This is a genomic window from Klebsiella sp. S69 (assembly GCF_016516145.1).
GTDB classification, from domain to species: domain Bacteria; phylum Pseudomonadota; class Gammaproteobacteria; order Enterobacterales; family Enterobacteriaceae; genus Klebsiella; species Klebsiella oxytoca.
On record NZ_JACVUU010000027.1, the window covers coordinates 60,202 to 77,356 of the forward strand.

A 17,155-nucleotide genomic window follows, 5' to 3' on the forward strand; every position below is an offset into this window, starting at 1 on the left:
TTCCCGCTCCGAAAAGAAAAAAACGCCTGCTCTGAAACCAGGGCAGGCGTTAAAACAGGTCTGTTTGACAACAAATTGGGTGCTTCACTCAACGTAGTGTCCATGGTGTTTGATGAGGCTATATGCTTCATCCTTCACGCTGTCTCTTCGTTAGCTGCACACGCTCACTCCAGTCACTTACCTTTGTAAGCTCCTGGGGATTCCCGTGCTGGCCGTCTCGACACATATGAATGATTTAGCATATAAAATGCGACATCTGTCAGTGGACGATAAGCACCGTAAAACGGCTCTGCATCATTCCTGAGTTTATGAGGCACTAAGGCGAACATAAGAGATGGAATGAGCATCTACCCGATTATTATCGCACAGGATCTGGAGAAGATGCATCTATCTGAACTAAGAATTGGGACAATTCTGGATAATAAATGACGTCAGGGTTAATGAAATATTGTTTGCGATATCAGGGAGATAAACGATTTTTTGCAGAATCAGAAAACAAAAAACCCCGCCGAAGCGGGGTTCAAAATTGGTCGGCGAGAGAGGATTCGAACCTCCGACCCACTGGTCCCAAACCAGTTGCGCTACCAAGCTGCGCTACTCGCCGATGTACTGCTTTTTTGAATTTTTAGTTCAATTCTTTATAAAGTCGTGGTGCGAGGGGGGGGACTTGAACCCCCACGTCCGTAAGAACACTAACACCTGAAGCTAGCGCGTCTACCAATTCCGCCACCTTCGCAATTTCACAACTTTCTAAATAATGGGGTGGCTAATGGGATTCGAACCCACGACAACTGGAATCACAATCCAGGGCTCTACCAACTGAGCTATAGCCACCACTGCAAATCTTTTACGCGGTATTGAAACCACCGCAGCTCCAGCACCGGGTAAATGGTGCGCCCGACAGGATTCGAACCTGAGACCTCTGCCTCCGGAGGGCAGCGCTCTATCCAGCTGAGCTACGGGCGCTTAGCGCCGTTGCGGGGTCGGATAATACGGACTTCCTACCCCGCTGTCTAGTGCCTTTTAAAAGAAAATTATCGTTTGCTCATGCTTTGTGCGTTTTGTTGCTTATTACGCCACATTATCAACATTTCCGCGTCGACCAAGGCCAAATACCTTATAAATAAGCGTCACGGCGGCGAGGAAAATAATTCCGACAAAGAGCGACATACGCGTATCGTCGTTAAATCCCATCCCTATCAGCACGCAAACCAGGAACGCCATGGTTAAATAGTTTGCCCACGGGAATAGCAGCGAGCGGAAAGGATGGCTGGCCATCGCTTCTTTATGTACCAGACGAAAACGTAGCTGGCTAATCAGAATTACGAACCATGGCACCATTCCCGGCAGCACGCTGGCGCTGTAGACGTAAACAAATACCCGCTGTGGATTAGGAATAATGTAGTTCAGGCACGAACCGACCAGCAGAATCAGGATCGACAGCGCCACGCCCGCCGACGGCACGCCGTTGCGCGAAACTCTGGCGATGGCCGCAGGCAGCTGGCGATTCTTTGCCAGCGCGTAGAGCATCCGTCCACAGCTATACATTCCGCTGTTACAACCGGAAAGCGCCGCCGTCAGCACCACAAAGTTGATAATCCCTGCCGCTGCGGTGATACCGATTTTGGCAAAGGTCAGCACGAACGGACTGCCGTTGGAGCCTATCTGATCCCACGGGAAAATAGTGACGATCACAAAAATCGCCCCGACATAGAAAATCAGGATTCGCCACAGCACTTTGCCGACCGCGCTACGCAGAGTGACCTGCGGATTTTTCGCTTCACCGGCGGTGATCCCGATAAGCTCGACGCCCTGATAGGAAGCGACCACGATGCATAGCGCCGTCAGAAAGCCCTTCCAGCCGCCGGCAAAGAAACCGCCGTGCTCGGTCAGATTGCTAAAGCCAATGGAGTGTCCGCCGTTGCCAAAGCCAAAGAAGATGACGCCCAGCCCCACCACGATCATGACAATAATGGTGGTCACTTTAATCATGGCAAACCAGAATTCAATTTCGCCGTACAGACGTACCGCCGCCAGATTCGCCAGCGCGACCAGCCCAACCGCGATAAGCGCCGGTATCCACTGCGCCATCTCCGGGAACCAGAACTGGACATAGACCCCGATCGCCGTAATCTCCGATATCCCGACCGCCATCCACATAAACCAGTAGGACCAGGCGGTCAGATAGCCAAAAAACGGGCTCATATAGCGGTGCGCATAAACAGCGAACGAGCCGGTAACCGGTTCGAGGAACAGCATTTCGCCCATCGAACGCATAATAAAGAAGACGAAGAGCCCCGCGATAATATACGCCAGCAGAACCGAAGGTCCGGCCCACTTCAGCGTACTTGCCGCCCCCATAAATAGTCCCACGCCAATCGTGCCGCCAAGGGCGATTAGCTCAATGTGCCGCGCCTCCAGTCCCCGCTGAAGTTCCGCTTTTTTCTCAGTCATATAGCCTCTTGTGTTTGCCCTGCTCCGGATTTAAGCGCATCCCAGGCGAGATGGGCTTATGCCGGTTATTTTTATGAACGAATAGCCCTGCCTGCGCGACGGTAAACCTGACCGTCGCGTTTTAAGCATGCGAATGGTTAATGAATTTGAGGGAAATGGCAAATAAAGTATCAGGCGAGTGAAGACATTACACAGAATATCCAGGTAAACCCGCCCGCTCGCAGTGGAATATCAAAGCTTATCGGTATAATACCAGCGTAAATAGCGCAGCAGACGCGCCTGCCTTTTTATTCGGCTCGGCTGCGAAACCAGGCGATAAAACCACTCCAGCCCCAGGTCCTGCCAGAACTTCGGCGCTCGCTGAACATGGCCGGTAAAGACATCGTAGGTTCCGCCTACGCCCATATAAAGCGCCTGCGGATAAACTTCCCGGCAATCGCGCATCAGGATCTCCTGACGCGGCGACCCCATCGCCACGGTGACGATCTTCGCCCCGCTATCGCGAATACGTTCAAACAGCGCCTGACGCTGGTCAGCAGCGAAATAGCCGTCCTGGCTGCCGACGATGTTTACGTTCCAGCGCTGACGAAGCTGCTGTTCCGTCTGCGCCAGCACTTCGGGCTTACCGCCGATCAGAAATACCGCCGTTCCCTGAGCGCCAGCGCGCGCCATCAGCGCTTCCCATAAATCAGCCCCGGCGACGCGCGATACCTGCGCCTGAGGGTATTTTTTACGTAATGAGCGCACCACGCTGATGCCGTCAGCATATTTAAACTCTGCGGCTTCGATCAGCGCCCGAACTTCGGGGTTATCCTCTACCGCCAGCATCTTCTCTGCATTAATCGCCACCAGCGTACCCGTACGGATCTCGCCATCGGCATACAGATAGTCCAGAGCATGTTGCATATCGCGCCAACCAATGAGTTGCAACCCTCTCAGCAGGTACAACGGCGCGGATGTAGTCTCAGTCATGTACACCCTTATCAGACTTGAGGTTGCGTCAGCGGTTTAGCCCGCTTATGAATCAGCCCGACGCTATCGAGAAACCAGTACAGCAGTTTCGCCGCCAGTAGGCAGATCCCAAAGATAACGAGGAAAAAAACCACGCGAGAGCCAAAGGAATCCAGCCCTTCACGCGCCAGCACGATCATGTTGAAGATAGCGCCAAAACAGAAACTGTGCAGGATCGCCGCTTTATAGCGGTTCGTTTCCCGGTTGCCAAGCTCGTACAGCCAGTCAAACCATTTAATAATCAGCCCAACCGCTACCGCGCCCAGCGGCACGAACCAGACGCCCCCCATCACCACCAGCGAGCCAATCAGGGTTGGCGAAATCGCCAGGCCAGAATGATTATTCAGCACTTCCCAGGTGAAATAGTTCGCGGTATTGAGCACCATTGTCGGTCGACCGTGCCACAACCAGCTGGGGATAAAAACATAGAAATCGCGGACGATTGGCGCCAGGCCCTGAAACTCAATCTTGTCGTAATTTTGCAGCAGCAGAGCCAGGTTCTCCCACGGCGAGAAGGTATCGCGGGTCAGATAGAGGAAAGTATAAAACGCTTCATCGCCGCTGACGTTCATTCCGTAGCGTTTGAGCGCCAGCCAGAACATGCCGACGATGCCCAGTACGCCCGCCGCCGCCAGCATCCACAGGCTTATCCAGCCGCGAATGATGCCAATAAACAGGAAGATGGCAAACGCAATGATGATATTCGCCCGGGTCCCGCCAACGATGGCGTAAGTCAGCAGACCAAATGCGACGGTGCTGACGAGGAAGAATATCCACGCTTTATAATCCTGACGCAGAAAATAGACCACCAGCATTGCCGGAATGAAAAAGTAGAAGAAACGCTTTAGCGCCACGCCGGAAACTTCGCTGGAGAAGATCTGGCTATAGGAGTTGAGCTTGAATAACAGAAAGCCGTTATGCGCAAAGAAGATCCCGACGCAGAGCAGCGCCAGTCCCAGCAAAATTCCCCAGGCCAGATGGGTCTCCACGCGGTTCATCGTAAACAGCGGACGATGCTGATGGCTCTGCGCCGCCGAGCGTAGCCGCGTTTTATAAGTCACGTAGTAAACCGCATAAAAACAGACGGAAACCAGCAGAGTTTGCAACAGAATTTCCGGCGGGGCGACCGCCACGTCGAAGCGAAACACCAGAATACTGGTCAGCGGAAAGCCAAAGAAAAAGGTCAGCAGAAACAGCAGCGAGAAAAAGACGTTGAAGTTGAAGCGCACCCGACGAAATTCAAACCAGGTGGCGGTGGCGATAAAAAGCGTCGACAGCAGCCAAACCAGCAGCAGTCCGCTAAATTGCATTAATGTCATGCATCCACCCCCGCGGCAATCCGCAACGCCCGTCGCCAGCCCGTCAGGTAATTAGGACGGAAAAAGGCAATCTGATTCTTATCCACGCCGGCCAGCTGGCGCTGCGCTTCACGCACCACGGCCGCGTCCAGCGTATCGCTGGTAAAGAGTACCGGAATATGCTGCTCCGACATATCCTGCCAGAAGGGATTCTCCCGGTTCAGCACGCAGGGGATCCCCGCCTGAATCAGCAGACACAGCGTGCCGATCCCCTGCTGGCGGGCAAACAGGAAGTAGCCAAGATCGCAGCGGCGCAGCAGGGCCAGATAGTCATCAAACGCCAGCTTATCGCCCAGTACCTGAAGATGCGGCGGGCTGAACAGCGCCGCGCCGGCCGCGCGAACTTCATTGATGTAGTCGCTATTATTGGCCGGATAACCCATCGGCACGACAACGTTGACCGTATCGCCAAACTGCTGATGAATCGCGCGCAGCGCGGCGATATGCTCGTTGCTGCGGTCGCCGGAATTCCCCACCAGGATAGTCAGCGTCTCGCCGCGCGGCGCGCTTTCAGCAAGCGAGTTCAGCGCCGGATCCATGCGGGTCGGGAAATAGAGCAGTTCGCCCGGCACGCCCGAATGCCGGGCGGCGAACCAACTGAGATCGCCGCGGGTCGCAAAGACGCGCCCTACCCGCCCCTGCGCCAGGCGCCGCAGCGGATAAAACAAGCGAAACTTCAGGCTGGCGGAATTCTCATACAGATCCGCGCCCCAGATGTGCCAGTTAAACTGCGCCGGGCGGATCCCCCCGCTGAGCAGCGCCAGCCACAGGCCGGTATTAAACTGGCCGTGAAAGAAAAAGCGCTGCTGCCGGTTCGCCTTTGCCAGCGCGATAACCGCCTTTGCCAGCGACTTCTTCCCCGGATAGCAGCTGATGGAGAGCGCGGGGTACGCTTCGCGAATTCCTGTCGCATCACCGACGACCATAAACAGGCGAGCCTGCTCGTCATTGACGGCCAGCTCATCATTAAAGAACCGCAGAACGGTCTGGTTGTGGTGCGGGATATCCGATCCCAGTACATGTATCAGTGCTGTCATGCCCGTTTACGCCAAAGTAAAAACACGCCGCTACAGAGGGCGAAATAAACAATATAAGTAGCCATATACGCCTGCGCCGCGCCGATTGCGCCGTGCGCCGGTATAAGCCAGTGCGAGAATGCGGTCAACAGCGTGAACTGGCTGATTTCCGTCAGAATATAAAAACGCAGCGAGGCTTTGGCGATCACCAGATAGCCATAAACATATGCTCCGACCTTCAACACATCGCCCACCAGCTGCCAGGCAAACAGATCGCGCATTGCCGTAAAGCGGTCGGAAAACAGCAGCCAGATAGCGAAATCGCGCAGCAGCCATACGGTCAGGCTGGCTGCTGCTACCGCCGGGAGAACAAATTTTAACGATTTGCCAATCTCACGGGTGATATCCGCTTTCGCCGTCAAGCGGGACAATGTCGGTAACAGATAAACGCTAAATGATGCGGTAATAAACTGTAAATAGGCATCGGAGATGCTGCTTACCCCCTGCCAGATCCCCACCGCGTCCCAGCCATAGTGGGCCGCCAGCAGGTTACGCATCATCACGTAGGCTACCGGCAGCGTCACCGAAGTAATCAGCGCCATTAGGGTAAATTTCGACAGCTGCCCTGCGAGGCCGTTGTCCCAGCGCGGACGCAGCGCGCTCAGCGGAATATTGCCGCGTCGCCACAGTACGATAGCCGCCGGCACGACCACCAGCGCAGGTACCAGCGCCAGTCCCAGCAATGCGCCCTGATAGCCGCCGAAACGGTAGCAGGCATAGTACGCCGCTACGCCAATCAGGCTCCCGGCGATAAGCGACAGCGCATTGCCCGCCGCATCGCGAAACCCCTTCATCAGCGCTAACAGGAAGTTCGCCCAGGCAATGCCCATCTGTACCAGCGCCACCAGCCGTACCAGATTCTGATAATGCTGATGACCGAACAGACCCTGGCTTATCGGCGCCGCCGCCAGCAGGAATATCAGCGCCAGCAGGGTGGAGAACCCCAGCACCATCGCTGAAGCGGTGCCGACGACGTTATGCAACTGCCGGCGATCGTCATGATACTGGGCTACCAGCTTCGTGACGCCGTTAAAGATTCCGGCCCCCGCCAGCACGCCAAGCACGGTCACCAGCTGGCGGAAGTTGCCCGCCTGCCCCACGCCTGCCGGGCCGAACGACACCGCCAGCAGTTTAACCACCAGCAGACCGGCGCCGATTTTGACCAGCGTGGACGCTGCAGTCCACAGAGAAGCTTTAGCCAGCGACATATCAGGAGAAATAGCTCAGCAGCGAGTTAATCACCGTGCGCTGATTTACGCTCGACAGGTTGTAGAATAACGGCAAACGCAGCAGGCGTTCGCTCTCCTGAGTCGTGAAGCGATCCGTCCCGTGGAACACGCCGAAGTTCTCCCCGGCCGGGCAGCTATGCAGCGGAATATAGTGGAACACGGCCAGAATCTCCGCCTCTTTCAGCCAGGCAATCAGCTTACTGCGATCGTCAATATCGCGCAGCTTGATGTAGAACATATGCGCATTGTGCCCGCAGTCGGCAGGCACGATCGGCAGATCGATACGCCCGGCGCGCGCCAGCGGCAGCAGGGCCTCGTAGTAGTTCTGCCACAGCGCCAGGCGCTGCTGGTTAATTCGCTCCGCCGCTTCCAGCTGCGCCCACAGGTAGGCCGCCTGTAAATCGGACATCAGGTAGCTGGAGCCGATATCACGCCAGGTGTATTTATCCACCAGACCACGGAAAAACTGGCTGCGGTTGGTGCCTTTTTCTCGAATGATCTCCGCGCGCTCTACCAGCTTGCGATCGTTAATCAGCGTCGCGCCGCCTTCACCGCCCGCGGTGTAGTTTTTGGTTTCATGGAAGCTGAAGCAGCCAATATGGCCGATAGTACCGAGCGCCCGGCCTTTATAGGTCGACATCACGCCCTGAGCGGCATCTTCCACGACAAACAGATTATGTTTGCTGGCGATAGCCATAATGGTGTCCATTTCGCAGGCCACGCCGGCGTAGTGGACCGGCACAATCGCGCGGGTTTTGTCGGTGATCGCCGCTTCAATCAGCGTTTCATCAATATTCATGGTGTCGCGACGAATATCAACGAAGACGATTTTTGCGCCACGCAGCACAAAGGCGTTGGCGGTGGAGACGAAGGTATAGCTCGGCATAATCACTTCATCGCCCGGCTGGATATCCAGCAGCAGCGCCGCCATTTCCAGCGAAGCGGTGCAGGACGGCGTCAGCAGGGCTTTGGCAGTACCGAAGCGCTGCTCCATCCACTGCTGGCAGCGGCGGGTAAAACCGCCATCGCCGCACAACTTGCCGCTTCCCATCGCGGACTGCATATAATCAAGCTCGGTTCCCACCACCGGCGGCGCGTTAAATGGAATCATCATGTCACCTGTATAACCAGTACGCGGTGCTTTCGACATTCGCACCGCTAAGAATGTAACGTTTAAGCGCGGCGGTGTTGCCCATCTGGGTCGCCACCCGCAGTGTCTTCAGCCCGCGCAGCGCGGTCCAGCCCTGAGCTGCCTGCATTAATTCCGCTCCGGCTCCGCGTCCGGCCAGCAGGCCAATCCTTGCCTCGTGCGCGCTGAGCTGGCGCAGGGAGACAAACGCGCGGATATCGCCGCCAGGGGCGCGAAACACCAGACACTGATGATCGAAGGTGCCGCGCACCGCATTTTCAATCCACTGGGCATAGAAACGGCCGCTGGCATCGGCTGCGTACCAGGGCGCGCGAAAACGGCTCTGCGCAAAGGCCAGCGCGGCCAGTTCACGCAGCCGGGGAATATCCGCCTCGGTCGCCGACTCGGCACCACTATCACCATAAGCGGCTGGCGAAAGCGCGAGATCGACCTCGCCCTCCACCAGTCGGAAGCCCAATGCCTGCAGCGCATCCAGGCGTGCGGTATCATCCGCCGCAACTTTCGCCTGCACCCGCGACCAGTTCGCCAGCGCGTCCACCGTCAGCGGCGGCGCATCATCGCCAAAGCGCAGGATAGCGCTATTGACGCCGAAGAAGCGGTTCTCCCACTCCAGGGACTCAATACTGGCGCGGGCGGGCACGGAGTAAATCCAGTAAGTATTGACCGTAGCCGGTTTTTTCCAGCCTTTTCGCCGCGCGCTTCACGCCGTCGTCGTCCAGCCAGCCGTTGCGCCAGGCGATCTCTTCCAGGCAGGCAATCTTGAAACCCTGACGCTTTTCCACCGTTTGCACAAACATGCTGGCTTCGATCAGGCTATCGTGCGTGCCGGTATCGAGCCAGGCAAAACCGCGGCCCAGCAGCTCAACCGTTAGCGCGCCATCGTCGAGATACATTTGATTGATGGAGGTGATCTCCAGCTCGCCGCGCGCCGAGGGTTTAACCCGTTTTGCGTATTCCGCGACTTTACCGTCGTAGAAATAGAGGCCGGTTACCGCCCAGTTGGATTTGGGCTGCTTTGGCTTCTCCTCCAGCGAAATCGCGCGGAAATCGTCATCAAATTCCACCACACCAAAGCGTTCCGGGTCCATCACCTGATAACCAAACACCGTCGCCCCGGAAGTGCGGGACGCGACGCTACGGAGCTTCGGGCTAAAGCCCTGGCCGAAAAAGATATTATCGCCGAGCACCAGGCATGAGGGCTCACCGTTGAGGAACGCCTCGCCGATGATAAAGGCCTGCGCCAGCCCGTCCGGGCTTGGCTGCGCGGCGTAGCTGAGCTGAACGCCGAACTCCGAACCATCGCCAAGCAGGCGCTGGAAATCGCGCTGGTCGTCCGGAGTGGTAATGATCAGCACTTCGCGAATCCCGGCCAGCATCAGCACCGAGAGCGGATAGTAGATCATCGGCTTATCGTAGATGGGTAGCAGCTGTTTTGAGACGCCGCGCGTGATCGGATGCAGGCGGGTACCCGATCCGCCTGCCAGAATAATACCTTTCATTTTACCCCCTCAAGCGCTCAGGCTTGCAGCCCCAGGCGTTCACCCTGATAGCTGCCGTCCAGCACCTGCTGCCACCAGGTTTCATTAGCCAGGTACCACGCAACGGTTTTGCGCATCCCGCTGGTGAACGTTTCGGCCGGCGTCCAGCCCAGTTCACGCGCTATTTTCGCCGCATCAATAGCGTAGCGCAGGTCGTGCCCGGGACGATCGGCAACAAAGGTGATCAGATCGCGATAGCGCGCAAGGCCTGCCGGTTTGCGCGGCGCCAGCTCTTCCAGCAGATCGCAAATGGTTTCCACTACCTCGATATTTTTCCGCTCGTTATGGCCGCCGATATTGTAAGTTTCGCCCGGCTCACCGCTCGTTGCCACCCGATAGAGCGCCCTGGCGTGATCTTCAACGTACAGCCAGTCGCGGATCTGCTGCCCGTTGCCATAAACCGGCAGCGGTTTACCCGCCAGCGCGTTCAGGATAGTCAGCGGGATCAGTTTTTCCGGGAAATGATACGGTCCGTAGTTATTCGAGCAGTTTGTGACCAGCGTCGGCAGGCCATAGGTTCTCTTCCAGGCGCGCACCAGATGATCGCTGCTGGCTTTCGACGCCGAATAGGGGCTGCTGGGCGCATAGGGCGTGGTTTCGATAAAAAACGCGCCGCTGTCGTGCAGATCGCCATAGACCTCATCCGTTGAGATGTGGTGGAAACGAAAGGCGGATTTTTTATCGTTCGCCAGCGTATTCCACCAGGCCCTGGCCGCTTCCAGCAGCGTCCAGGTACCGACAATGTTGGTTTCGATAAACGCCGCCGGGCCGTCAATAGAGCGGTCAACGTGGCTTTCAGCGGCCAGATGCATCACCGTATCGGGCTGATAGTGGCGAAATACCCGGTCCAGTTCAGCGCGATCGCAGATATCCACCTGTTCAAAAGCAAAACGCGGATCCCCGGCGACAGGCGCCAGCGACATCAGATTCCCCGCGTAGGTCAGCTTATCAACCACCACCACGTTATCGCTGGTTGCAGTGATGATTTCACGCACCACCGCAGAACCGATAAAACCGGCGCCGCCGGTGACCAGAATCGTTCTCACCGCCATACCCCTTTGGTATCGACGATAAACTGCTGGCTGACGCTATCCCCGCTAATCGCTTTAAATTCTTTATGATCGACCAGCATCACCAGCACATCGGCGCTCGCCAGCGCTTCGTCGAGCGATGCCAGTGCGCACAAGCCATCAAGCTTCTTCGGCAACTGGTGGATATTCGGCTCAACAACCAGGGTTTCGCCGCCGTGCCAGCGGGCGATTTGTGCGGCAATGGCCATGGCCGGGCTTTCGCGCAGATCATCAATATTCGGCTTAAACGCCAGGCCAAAGCAGGCGATTTTTATCTCGCTGGCGCGTTTGTTGCTGGCGGCAAGACAGTCGGCGACCCGCGCTTTAACTTCATCGATCACCCACTCTGGTTTATGGTCGTTAACTTCACGCGCGGTACGGATAAGCCGCGCCTGCTGCGGGTTTTGCGCCACGATAAACCACGGGTCGACCGCGATGCAGTGGCCGCCAACGCCCGGACCGGGCTGGAGAATGTTCACGCGCGGATGACGATTCGCCAGGCGAATCAGTTCCCAGACGTTAATCCCCTGATCGGCGCAAATTAGCGAAAGTTCATTGGCAAAAGCGATATTAACGTCGCGGAAGCTGTTTTCTGTCAGCTTGCACATTTCGGCGGTGCGAGAGTTAGTCACCACACATTCGCCTTCGAGGAAAATTTTATACAGCTCGCTGGCGCGGGCTGAGCAAACCGGCGACATACCCCCGATCACGCGATCGTTTTTGATCAGCTCAACCATGACCTGACCCGGCAAAACGCGCTCCGGGCAGTAGGCGATATTCACGTCCGCTGCTTCGCCAGCCTGCTGTGGGAAGCTCAAATCGGGGCGCATTTCCGCCAGCCAGTCCGCCATCTGTTCGGTTGAACCTACCGGCGAAGTGGACTCGAGGATAACCAGCGAACCTTTCTTCAGCGTCGGCGCGATAGATTTAGCCGCCGACTCGACGAAAACCATATCCGGTTCGTGCAGGTCTTTAAACGGCGTCGGCACCGCAATCAGATAGGCGTCAGCTTCTACTGGCGCGGTGGTGGCGCTCAGATAGCCCTGCTCGACCGCCGTTTTAACGACGCTCGCCAGATCCGGCTCCACGATATGAATTTCACCACGGTTAATGGTCTCCACGGCGTGTTGATTGACATCAACGCCGACCACCCGCTTTTGCCGGGAGGCGAACGCGGCAGCGGTTGGCAGGCCAATATATCCAAGGCCAATCACTGAAATGGTAGAAAAATTCATAGCGTTACCTGATTATTTTTAAGTGCAGACAAAATACGATGACACGCTTGTCCATCGCCGTACGGGTTATGCGCCCGGCTCATGGCCTGCCAGGCGGACTCATCATGCAGCAAGCGCGTGACTTCATTGACGATGCGCTGGCTGTCGGTACCCACCAGGCATACGGTTCCCGCGCTGACCGCTTCCGGACGCTCGGTCATTTCGCGCATTACCAGCACCGGTTTGCCGAGCGATGGCGCCTCTTCCTGGATACCGCCGGAATCGGTCAGAATCAACCACGCGCGATTCATCAGCCAGACGAACGGCAGATAATCCTGCGGCTCAATAAGCATGACGTTCTCAACGTGGCCGAGAATACGGTTAACCGGTTCGCTGACGTTCGGGTTCAGATGCACCGGATAGACAATCTGTACGTCCGGGTTATTGGCAGCGATCTCTGCCAGCGCGTGACAGATTTGCTCAAAACCGCGGCCAAAGCTTTCCCGACGATGCCCGGTGACCAGAATCATCTTCTTACCGTTGGCGAGAAAAGGATAACGCTGAGTCAGCTCGTTACGCAGCGCTTCATCGCTCAGTACCCGATCGCGCACCCAAAACAGCGCATCAATAACCGTATTGCCGGTTATCGTGATCCGATTATCGGCAATATTTTCCCGCAGCAGGTTCTGCCGCGAGGTTTCCGTCGGCGCAAAATGGTACGTTGCCAGATGCCCGGTCAACGTGCGGTTCCCCTCTTCCGGCCACGGCGAGCTCAGATCGCCCGTGCGCAGTCCGGCTTCCACATGCCCCACCGGAATGCGCTGATAGAAAGCGGCAAGACTTGCCGCCATCGTCGTGGTGGTATCGCCATGCACCAGCACCACATCTGGCTTAAACGACTCCAGCACTGGCTTTAAGCCCTCAAGGATGCGACAGGTAATCTCCGTCAACCCCTGACCCGGCTGCATGATGTTAAGGTCGTAGTCCGGAACAATAGAAAAAAGTTTCAACACCTGATCGAGCATCTCCCGATGCTGCGCGGTCACGCAAACTTTCGCCTCAAAATGAGGATCCCTTGCCAGCGCATGAACCAGAGGCGCCATTTTGATGGCTTCTGGTCTCGTGCCAAATACCGTTAGTACTTTCACATCGATTCTCTTCGATTAGGCGATGAAGGCTGGATGTCCTTCACCACAGGTCGCATTCACTGGACACGGCGACGCGTTAACGCAACGCCTGCGCCGATGAGCGCGCCCACAATCCCCCACATCACCATCAGAAACGCGCGGCGCGGGCTATCGCGTTTTACCGGTTCTTCAGGCGTTCGCAAATACCTGTAAGTCTGAAAACGCGGGTCCAGGGTCGGTCCCACGTTTAACGTCGTTAACATGGCGCGGCTTTGGTCATAATCAAGATCGTACTGCGGCCCGACCGCCTGCAGATTTTCCAGACGGGCCTGCAGCATCGGCCGGCCCAGTAAAAACAGTTCGGAATCCGGCAGCTGGTCTGGTGGAATGTCGGTTTCGCTGCGGGAAATATTGTGCTGCTGGGCGACTTTCAGCGCCTGCTCCACGCTATGCATGCGGCGATTGAAAATTTCGCGCGCCACCTCTTCCTGGCGCTTAACCTGCGCTTTCATCTGCACGGTTCGCGCGGCCCAGGCGCCCTTAAGCTCGTCATTCAGGTGACCCGCCGCGCGCTGGCTGGCGAAGGCGACATACTGACGCAGCAGATTATTGGCATCCGGGGCGGTTTCCGCCGTCAGCTTCACGCTGTCGTTAACGCTTTTGAGCGCATCGCCGGGCATAAACTGAATGTCGTTAATCAGATCGTCCAGCAAAGCGGCATCGGCGCGGGCGTTACCCGACTGGCGCTGCTTGTAGTAGTCCGTTTGCAGCCAGAAATCGCGGCGGGTATCCCATGACGCCTGCTGCATAATGAACTCTTTATACGCTTCATCCATTACCGAAGGTTGATCGACCGAGACGAGATTGGCCTTGATATCGAGATTGCGTAAAAACTGCTGTTGCGAATAGTACCCGCCCAGCATGTTCACCGTCGGCCGGTCGGTAATTGCCGTCGCGCTCCACTCCTGGCGAGCAAAGAAGGTATAGACCAGAACAATCAGTGCAAAGAGCACCGCGAAACCTGCTATCCAGCTTTTTCCTGCCCACAGGGCGCGAAACAGCCCGCGAATATCCAGCTCATTCTCAACGTTCACTGTTTGTGCTCCCGGTAATGGTTGAGTCATCACGTCCCCAGATTGACTTGGTTAATTTGGATTATTGCCGCTGTGTCGCCGTATTCTGCGTCTAATGCGCTTAACCATGCGCGCCACTTTCCAGGCGCGTTTAATACAGTAGCCATAAAGAAAGAAGGCCACCAAAAAGAGTATTAACATCACCCATTCAGGAACAATACGGGTGTATTCCGCTGCCACCCCAACCAGCGCCAGCAGCGCGGCGGCCAGGGTGATCAGCACGAATGCCTGGCGGGAAGTAAACCCGGCGCGCATGATCAAGTGATGAATATGCTGACGGTCCGGGGAGAACGGACTCATTCCTTTACGCAGGCGGCGGTACATAATCGCCACCATATCCATCAACGGGATCGCAATAATCCATAGCGCAGTGACAGGGCTAATGGGATGCGTCTTTCCCTGCGTGGTCTCCAGCAGGATCCAGATGATAGTGAAGCCAATCATGGTGCTGCCGGCGTCACCCATAAAGACTTTATAGCGACGGCCAAGCGCCCCGAGGTTAAGTAAAATATAGGGCAAAATGGCGGCAATCATCGCAAAACACCACATTGCCAGGCTGTACTGGCCATCAAACCACAGAATGATACCGGTTGCCGCAAAAGAGACGGAGGAGAGGCCGCCCAGCAGGCCATCGATGCCATCAACCATATTGAAGGCGTTGATCGCGGCCCAAACGGCGAAAAGCGTGAGGAAGAAGCCAAAGGGGCCGAGCACCAGCTCCCATGAGCCAAATATAAAGCCGAGGCTACTTAGATGAAGATTTCCCACCATCATCATAATGACGGCGATGGCGGCCTGAATTACCGCGCGAATTTTTACGCTGATATCAAAGCGGTCGTCTAACGCGCCGACCAGCACAAGCACCCCGGCACACCCCAGGTATAACTTTGCGTGGGGAATGTAATAATCGGCGATGGCAAACGTAAAACAAATACCTGCGAAAACTGAAATACCACCGACTAACGGAATCAAACCCTGATGCCGTTTACGATAGTTAGGTTTATCCACGAGCCCAACTCTTTTTGCCGCCTTGCGGGCGACAAATATAAACAGGGTGGTGAATAAGAAAATACTGATTAATTCAGTAATAGCAGTGAGTAAATTCACAACGCATGTGCTCTCAGCATAGTTAATCCGGGAAGTATAACGACGATGCCTCAACTCCAGAAGGGGCAAAGCAGAACATTACAAATTTATTGTAGAAATTTTAGACTGTTAAAGCTGTCTCTGCCTGCCATCCTGCTGCGCACATCATACGTTAACGCCCATTTTGTTTTCCCTTCCTGGATCATACAAACCCGGAAAACAAAACGCCACGCAATAGCGTGGCGTTCTCTGGCTTTTTTAACTTACGAGCGCTTCATCATATCGAAGAAGTCGTCGTTAGTTTTGGTCATCGCCAGTTTATTGATGAGGAATTCCATCGCGTCGATTTCACCCATCGGGTGAATGATTTTACGCAGGATCCACATCTTCTGCAGCTCTTCCTGAGTGGTGAGCAGCTCTTCTTTACGGGTACCGGAACGGTTGTAGTCGATAGCCGGGAAGACGCGTTTCTCAGCGATCTTACGTGAGAGGTGAAGCTCCATGTTACCGGTGCCTTTAAACTCTTCGTAGATAACTTCGTCCATTTTAGAACCGGTATCGATCAGCGCTGTTGCGATGATGGTCAGGCTACCGCCCTCTTCCACGTTACGCGCGGCGCCGAAGAAACGCTTCGGACGATGCAGGGCGTTGGCGTCCACACCACCGGTCAACACTTTACCGGAAGCCGGAACTACGGTGTTGTAGGCGCGCGCCAGACGGGTAATCGAGTCGAGGAGGATGATAACGTCTTTCTTGTGTTCAACCAGACGCTTCGCCTTCTCGATAACCATTTCGGCAACCTGAACGTGGCGAGAGGCCGGTTCGTCAAAGGTAGAAGCAACCACTTCGCCTTTAACCAGACGCTGCATCTCGGTCACTTCTTCCGGACGTTCGTCGATCAGCAGTACCATCAGCACGCAATCAGGATGGTTGTACGCAATGCTCTGCGCAATATTCTGCAGCAGCATGGTTTTACCCGCCTTCGGCGGCGCAACAATCAGACCACGCTGACCGCGGCCGATCGGCGATGCCAGATCCAGCACGCGAGCGGTTAAGTCTTCCGTTGAGCCATTACCGCGTTCCATACGCAGACGTGAATTTGCGTGCAGCGGGGTTAAGTTCTCAAACAGAATCTTGTTACGGGCGTTTTCCGGCTTATCGTAGTTAACTTCGTTAACTTTCAACAACGCAAAGTAACGCTCACCCTCTTTAGGAGGACGAATCTTACCGGAAATGGTGTCACCAGTGCGGAGGTTGAAGCGGCGGATTTGGCTGGGAGATACGTAGATGTCGTCGGGACCGGCGAGGTAGGAGCTGTCTGCTGAACGGAGGAAACCAAATCCATCCTGCAGTATCTCCAGTACGCCATCGCCAAAGATATCTTCGCCACTCTTCGAATGCTGCTTGAGGATGGCAAAAATAATATCCTGCTTACGCATACGGGCCAGGTTTTCCAGCCCCATATTTTCGCCGAGAGTAATCAGCTCAGAAACCGGCGTATTCTTTAATTCGGTAAGATTCATAATGGTGTGGGTTCTTAAACTCGGGGTAATTCTCGAACTTAATGTTGTGAATGGTATGGCAGGAACATCCATGCCTGTTAACGGCCTTCATCTCGTGTCTGTACGTTGCCTGGTCACAGGAAAGAACGCAGAACTGAAACGACTAAACGGAATGAGTGATAAGCCCGGATTATAAGCCTCACGCGC

General features: G+C 55.7%; 14 protein-coding genes and 4 tRNA genes. All 18 read right to left on the bottom strand.

The features are described from left to right. Positions 1 to 527 precede the first annotated feature (527 nt). A tRNA-Pro gene (locus tag IAE27_RS23655) sits at positions 528 to 604 on the bottom strand. Positions 605 to 649: 45 nt separating this feature from the next. Further along, positions 650 to 736: transfer RNA gene (locus tag IAE27_RS23660), tRNA-Leu, on the bottom strand. 22 nt (positions 737 to 758) lie between these two features. Next, a tRNA-His gene (locus IAE27_RS23665) sits at positions 759 to 834 on the bottom strand. A 55-nt stretch (positions 835 to 889) separates the two neighbouring features. After that, a tRNA-Arg gene (locus IAE27_RS23670) sits at positions 890 to 966 on the bottom strand. A gap of 105 nt (positions 967 to 1,071) precedes the next feature. Continuing rightward, the gene (gene thrP / locus IAE27_RS23675; protein ID WP_004107670.1) at positions 1,072 to 2,454 is read right to left on the bottom strand and encodes a bifunctional threonine/serine APC transporter ThrP; all 1,383 of its coding nucleotides are present in this window, start codon (positions 2,452 to 2,454) and stop codon (positions 1,072 to 1,074) included. A 231-nt stretch (positions 2,455 to 2,685) separates the two neighbouring features. Further along, a complete protein-coding gene (wecG, locus tag IAE27_RS23680; protein WP_004116986.1) occupies positions 2,686 to 3,426 on the bottom strand; it encodes a lipopolysaccharide N-acetylmannosaminouronosyltransferase in 741 nt (246 codons plus the stop codon). An 11-nt stretch (positions 3,427 to 3,437) separates the two neighbouring features. Then, complete coding sequence (gene wzyE, locus IAE27_RS23685) at positions 3,438 to 4,784, bottom strand: ECA oligosaccharide polymerase (RefSeq protein ID WP_004116984.1); 1,347 nt, start codon at positions 4,782 to 4,784, stop codon at positions 3,438 to 3,440. Continuing rightward, positions 4,781 to 5,860 carry a TDP-N-acetylfucosamine:lipid II N-acetylfucosaminyltransferase gene (locus IAE27_RS23690; protein WP_004107664.1) on the bottom strand — a complete coding sequence of 360 codons (1,080 nt, stop codon included), beginning with the start codon at positions 5,858 to 5,860 and terminating at the stop codon, positions 4,781 to 4,783. The genes wzyE and IAE27_RS23690 overlap by 4 nt, the downstream gene beginning before the upstream one ends. After that, positions 5,857 to 7,107, bottom strand: coding sequence for a lipid III flippase WzxE (gene wzxE / locus IAE27_RS23695; RefSeq protein WP_016808210.1), 1,251 nt, complete (start codon positions 7,105 to 7,107; stop codon positions 5,857 to 5,859). Before wzxE ends, IAE27_RS23690 begins: the two co-directional genes overlap by 4 nt. 1 nt (position 7,108) lies before the next feature. After that, the gene (gene rffA, locus IAE27_RS23700; protein ID WP_004116980.1) at positions 7,109 to 8,239 is read right to left on the bottom strand and encodes a dTDP-4-amino-4,6-dideoxygalactose transaminase; all 1,131 of its coding nucleotides are present in this window, start codon (positions 8,237 to 8,239) and stop codon (positions 7,109 to 7,111) included. 4 nt (positions 8,240 to 8,243) lie between these two features. Beyond that, positions 8,244 to 8,918 carry a dTDP-4-amino-4,6-dideoxy-D-galactose acyltransferase gene (gene rffC, locus IAE27_RS23705; protein ID WP_064398893.1) on the bottom strand — a complete coding sequence of 225 codons (675 nt, stop codon included), beginning with the start codon at positions 8,916 to 8,918 and terminating at the stop codon, positions 8,244 to 8,246. After that, positions 8,896 to 9,777, bottom strand: a complete 882-nt coding sequence (gene rfbA / locus IAE27_RS23710) for a glucose-1-phosphate thymidylyltransferase RfbA (RefSeq protein WP_004107659.1) — start codon at positions 9,775 to 9,777, stop codon at positions 8,896 to 8,898. The genes rffC and rfbA overlap by 23 nt, the downstream gene beginning before the upstream one ends. Before the next feature lie 17 nt (positions 9,778 to 9,794). Further along, positions 9,795 to 10,862 carry a dTDP-glucose 4,6-dehydratase gene (gene rffG, locus IAE27_RS23715; protein WP_135800651.1) on the bottom strand — a complete coding sequence of 356 codons (1,068 nt, stop codon included), beginning with the start codon at positions 10,860 to 10,862 and terminating at the stop codon, positions 9,795 to 9,797. Continuing rightward, positions 10,859 to 12,121, bottom strand: coding sequence for a UDP-N-acetyl-D-mannosamine dehydrogenase (gene wecC / locus IAE27_RS23720; protein ID WP_064343654.1), 1,263 nt, complete (start codon positions 12,119 to 12,121; stop codon positions 10,859 to 10,861). The genes rffG and wecC overlap by 4 nt, the downstream gene beginning before the upstream one ends. Beyond that, positions 12,118 to 13,248, bottom strand: a complete 1,131-nt coding sequence (gene wecB, locus IAE27_RS23725; RefSeq protein WP_004107651.1) for a non-hydrolyzing UDP-N-acetylglucosamine 2-epimerase — start codon at positions 13,246 to 13,248, stop codon at positions 12,118 to 12,120. Before wecB ends, wecC begins: the two co-directional genes overlap by 4 nt. A 56-nt stretch (positions 13,249 to 13,304) precedes the next feature. Continuing rightward, positions 13,305 to 14,351, bottom strand: coding sequence for an ECA polysaccharide chain length modulation protein (wzzE, locus tag IAE27_RS23730; protein WP_024274881.1), 1,047 nt, complete (start codon positions 14,349 to 14,351; stop codon positions 13,305 to 13,307). Positions 14,352 to 14,372: 21 nt separating this feature from the next. Then, on the bottom strand, positions 14,373 to 15,467 hold the full coding sequence (wecA, locus tag IAE27_RS23735; protein WP_004107647.1) for a UDP-N-acetylglucosamine--undecaprenyl-phosphate N-acetylglucosaminephosphotransferase: 1,095 nt from the start codon (positions 15,465 to 15,467) through the stop codon (positions 14,373 to 14,375). A gap of 242 nt (positions 15,468 to 15,709) precedes the next feature. Next, positions 15,710 to 16,969, bottom strand: coding sequence for a transcription termination factor Rho (gene rho / locus IAE27_RS23740; RefSeq protein WP_002883293.1), 1,260 nt, complete (start codon positions 16,967 to 16,969; stop codon positions 15,710 to 15,712). Positions 16,970 to 17,155: the final 186 nt, after the last annotated feature.

What these genes read in the sequence shown, in the direction of transcription:
- wecG (WP_004116986.1), bottom strand. Translation starts at nt 3,426, where the DNA reads ATGACTGAGACTACATCCGCGCCGTTGTACCTGCTGAGAGGGTTGCAA.
- wzzE (WP_024274881.1), bottom strand. Translation starts at nt 14,351, where the DNA reads ATGACTCAACCATTACCGGGAGCACAAACAGTGAACGTTGAGAATGAG.
- rfbA (WP_004107659.1), bottom strand. Translation starts at nt 9,777, where the DNA reads ATGAAAGGTATTATTCTGGCAGGCGGATCGGGTACCCGCCTGCATCCG.
- wzyE (WP_004116984.1), bottom strand. Translation starts at nt 4,784, where the DNA reads ATGACATTAATGCAATTTAGCGGACTGCTGCTGGTTTGGCTGCTGTCG.
- thrP (WP_004107670.1), bottom strand. Translation starts at nt 2,454, where the DNA reads ATGACTGAGAAAAAAGCGGAACTTCAGCGGGGACTGGAGGCGCGGCAC.
- IAE27_RS23690 (WP_004107664.1), bottom strand. Translation starts at nt 5,860, where the DNA reads ATGACAGCACTGATACATGTACTGGGATCGGATATCCCGCACCACAAC.
- wzxE (WP_016808210.1), bottom strand. Translation starts at nt 7,107, where the DNA reads ATGTCGCTGGCTAAAGCTTCTCTGTGGACTGCAGCGTCCACGCTGGTC.
- wecC (WP_064343654.1), bottom strand. Translation starts at nt 12,121, where the DNA reads ATGAATTTTTCTACCATTTCAGTGATTGGCCTTGGATATATTGGCCTG.
- rho (WP_002883293.1), bottom strand. Translation starts at nt 16,969, where the DNA reads ATGAATCTTACCGAATTAAAGAATACGCCGGTTTCTGAGCTGATTACT.
- rffA (WP_004116980.1), bottom strand. Translation starts at nt 8,239, where the DNA reads ATGATTCCATTTAACGCGCCGCCGGTGGTGGGAACCGAGCTTGATTAT.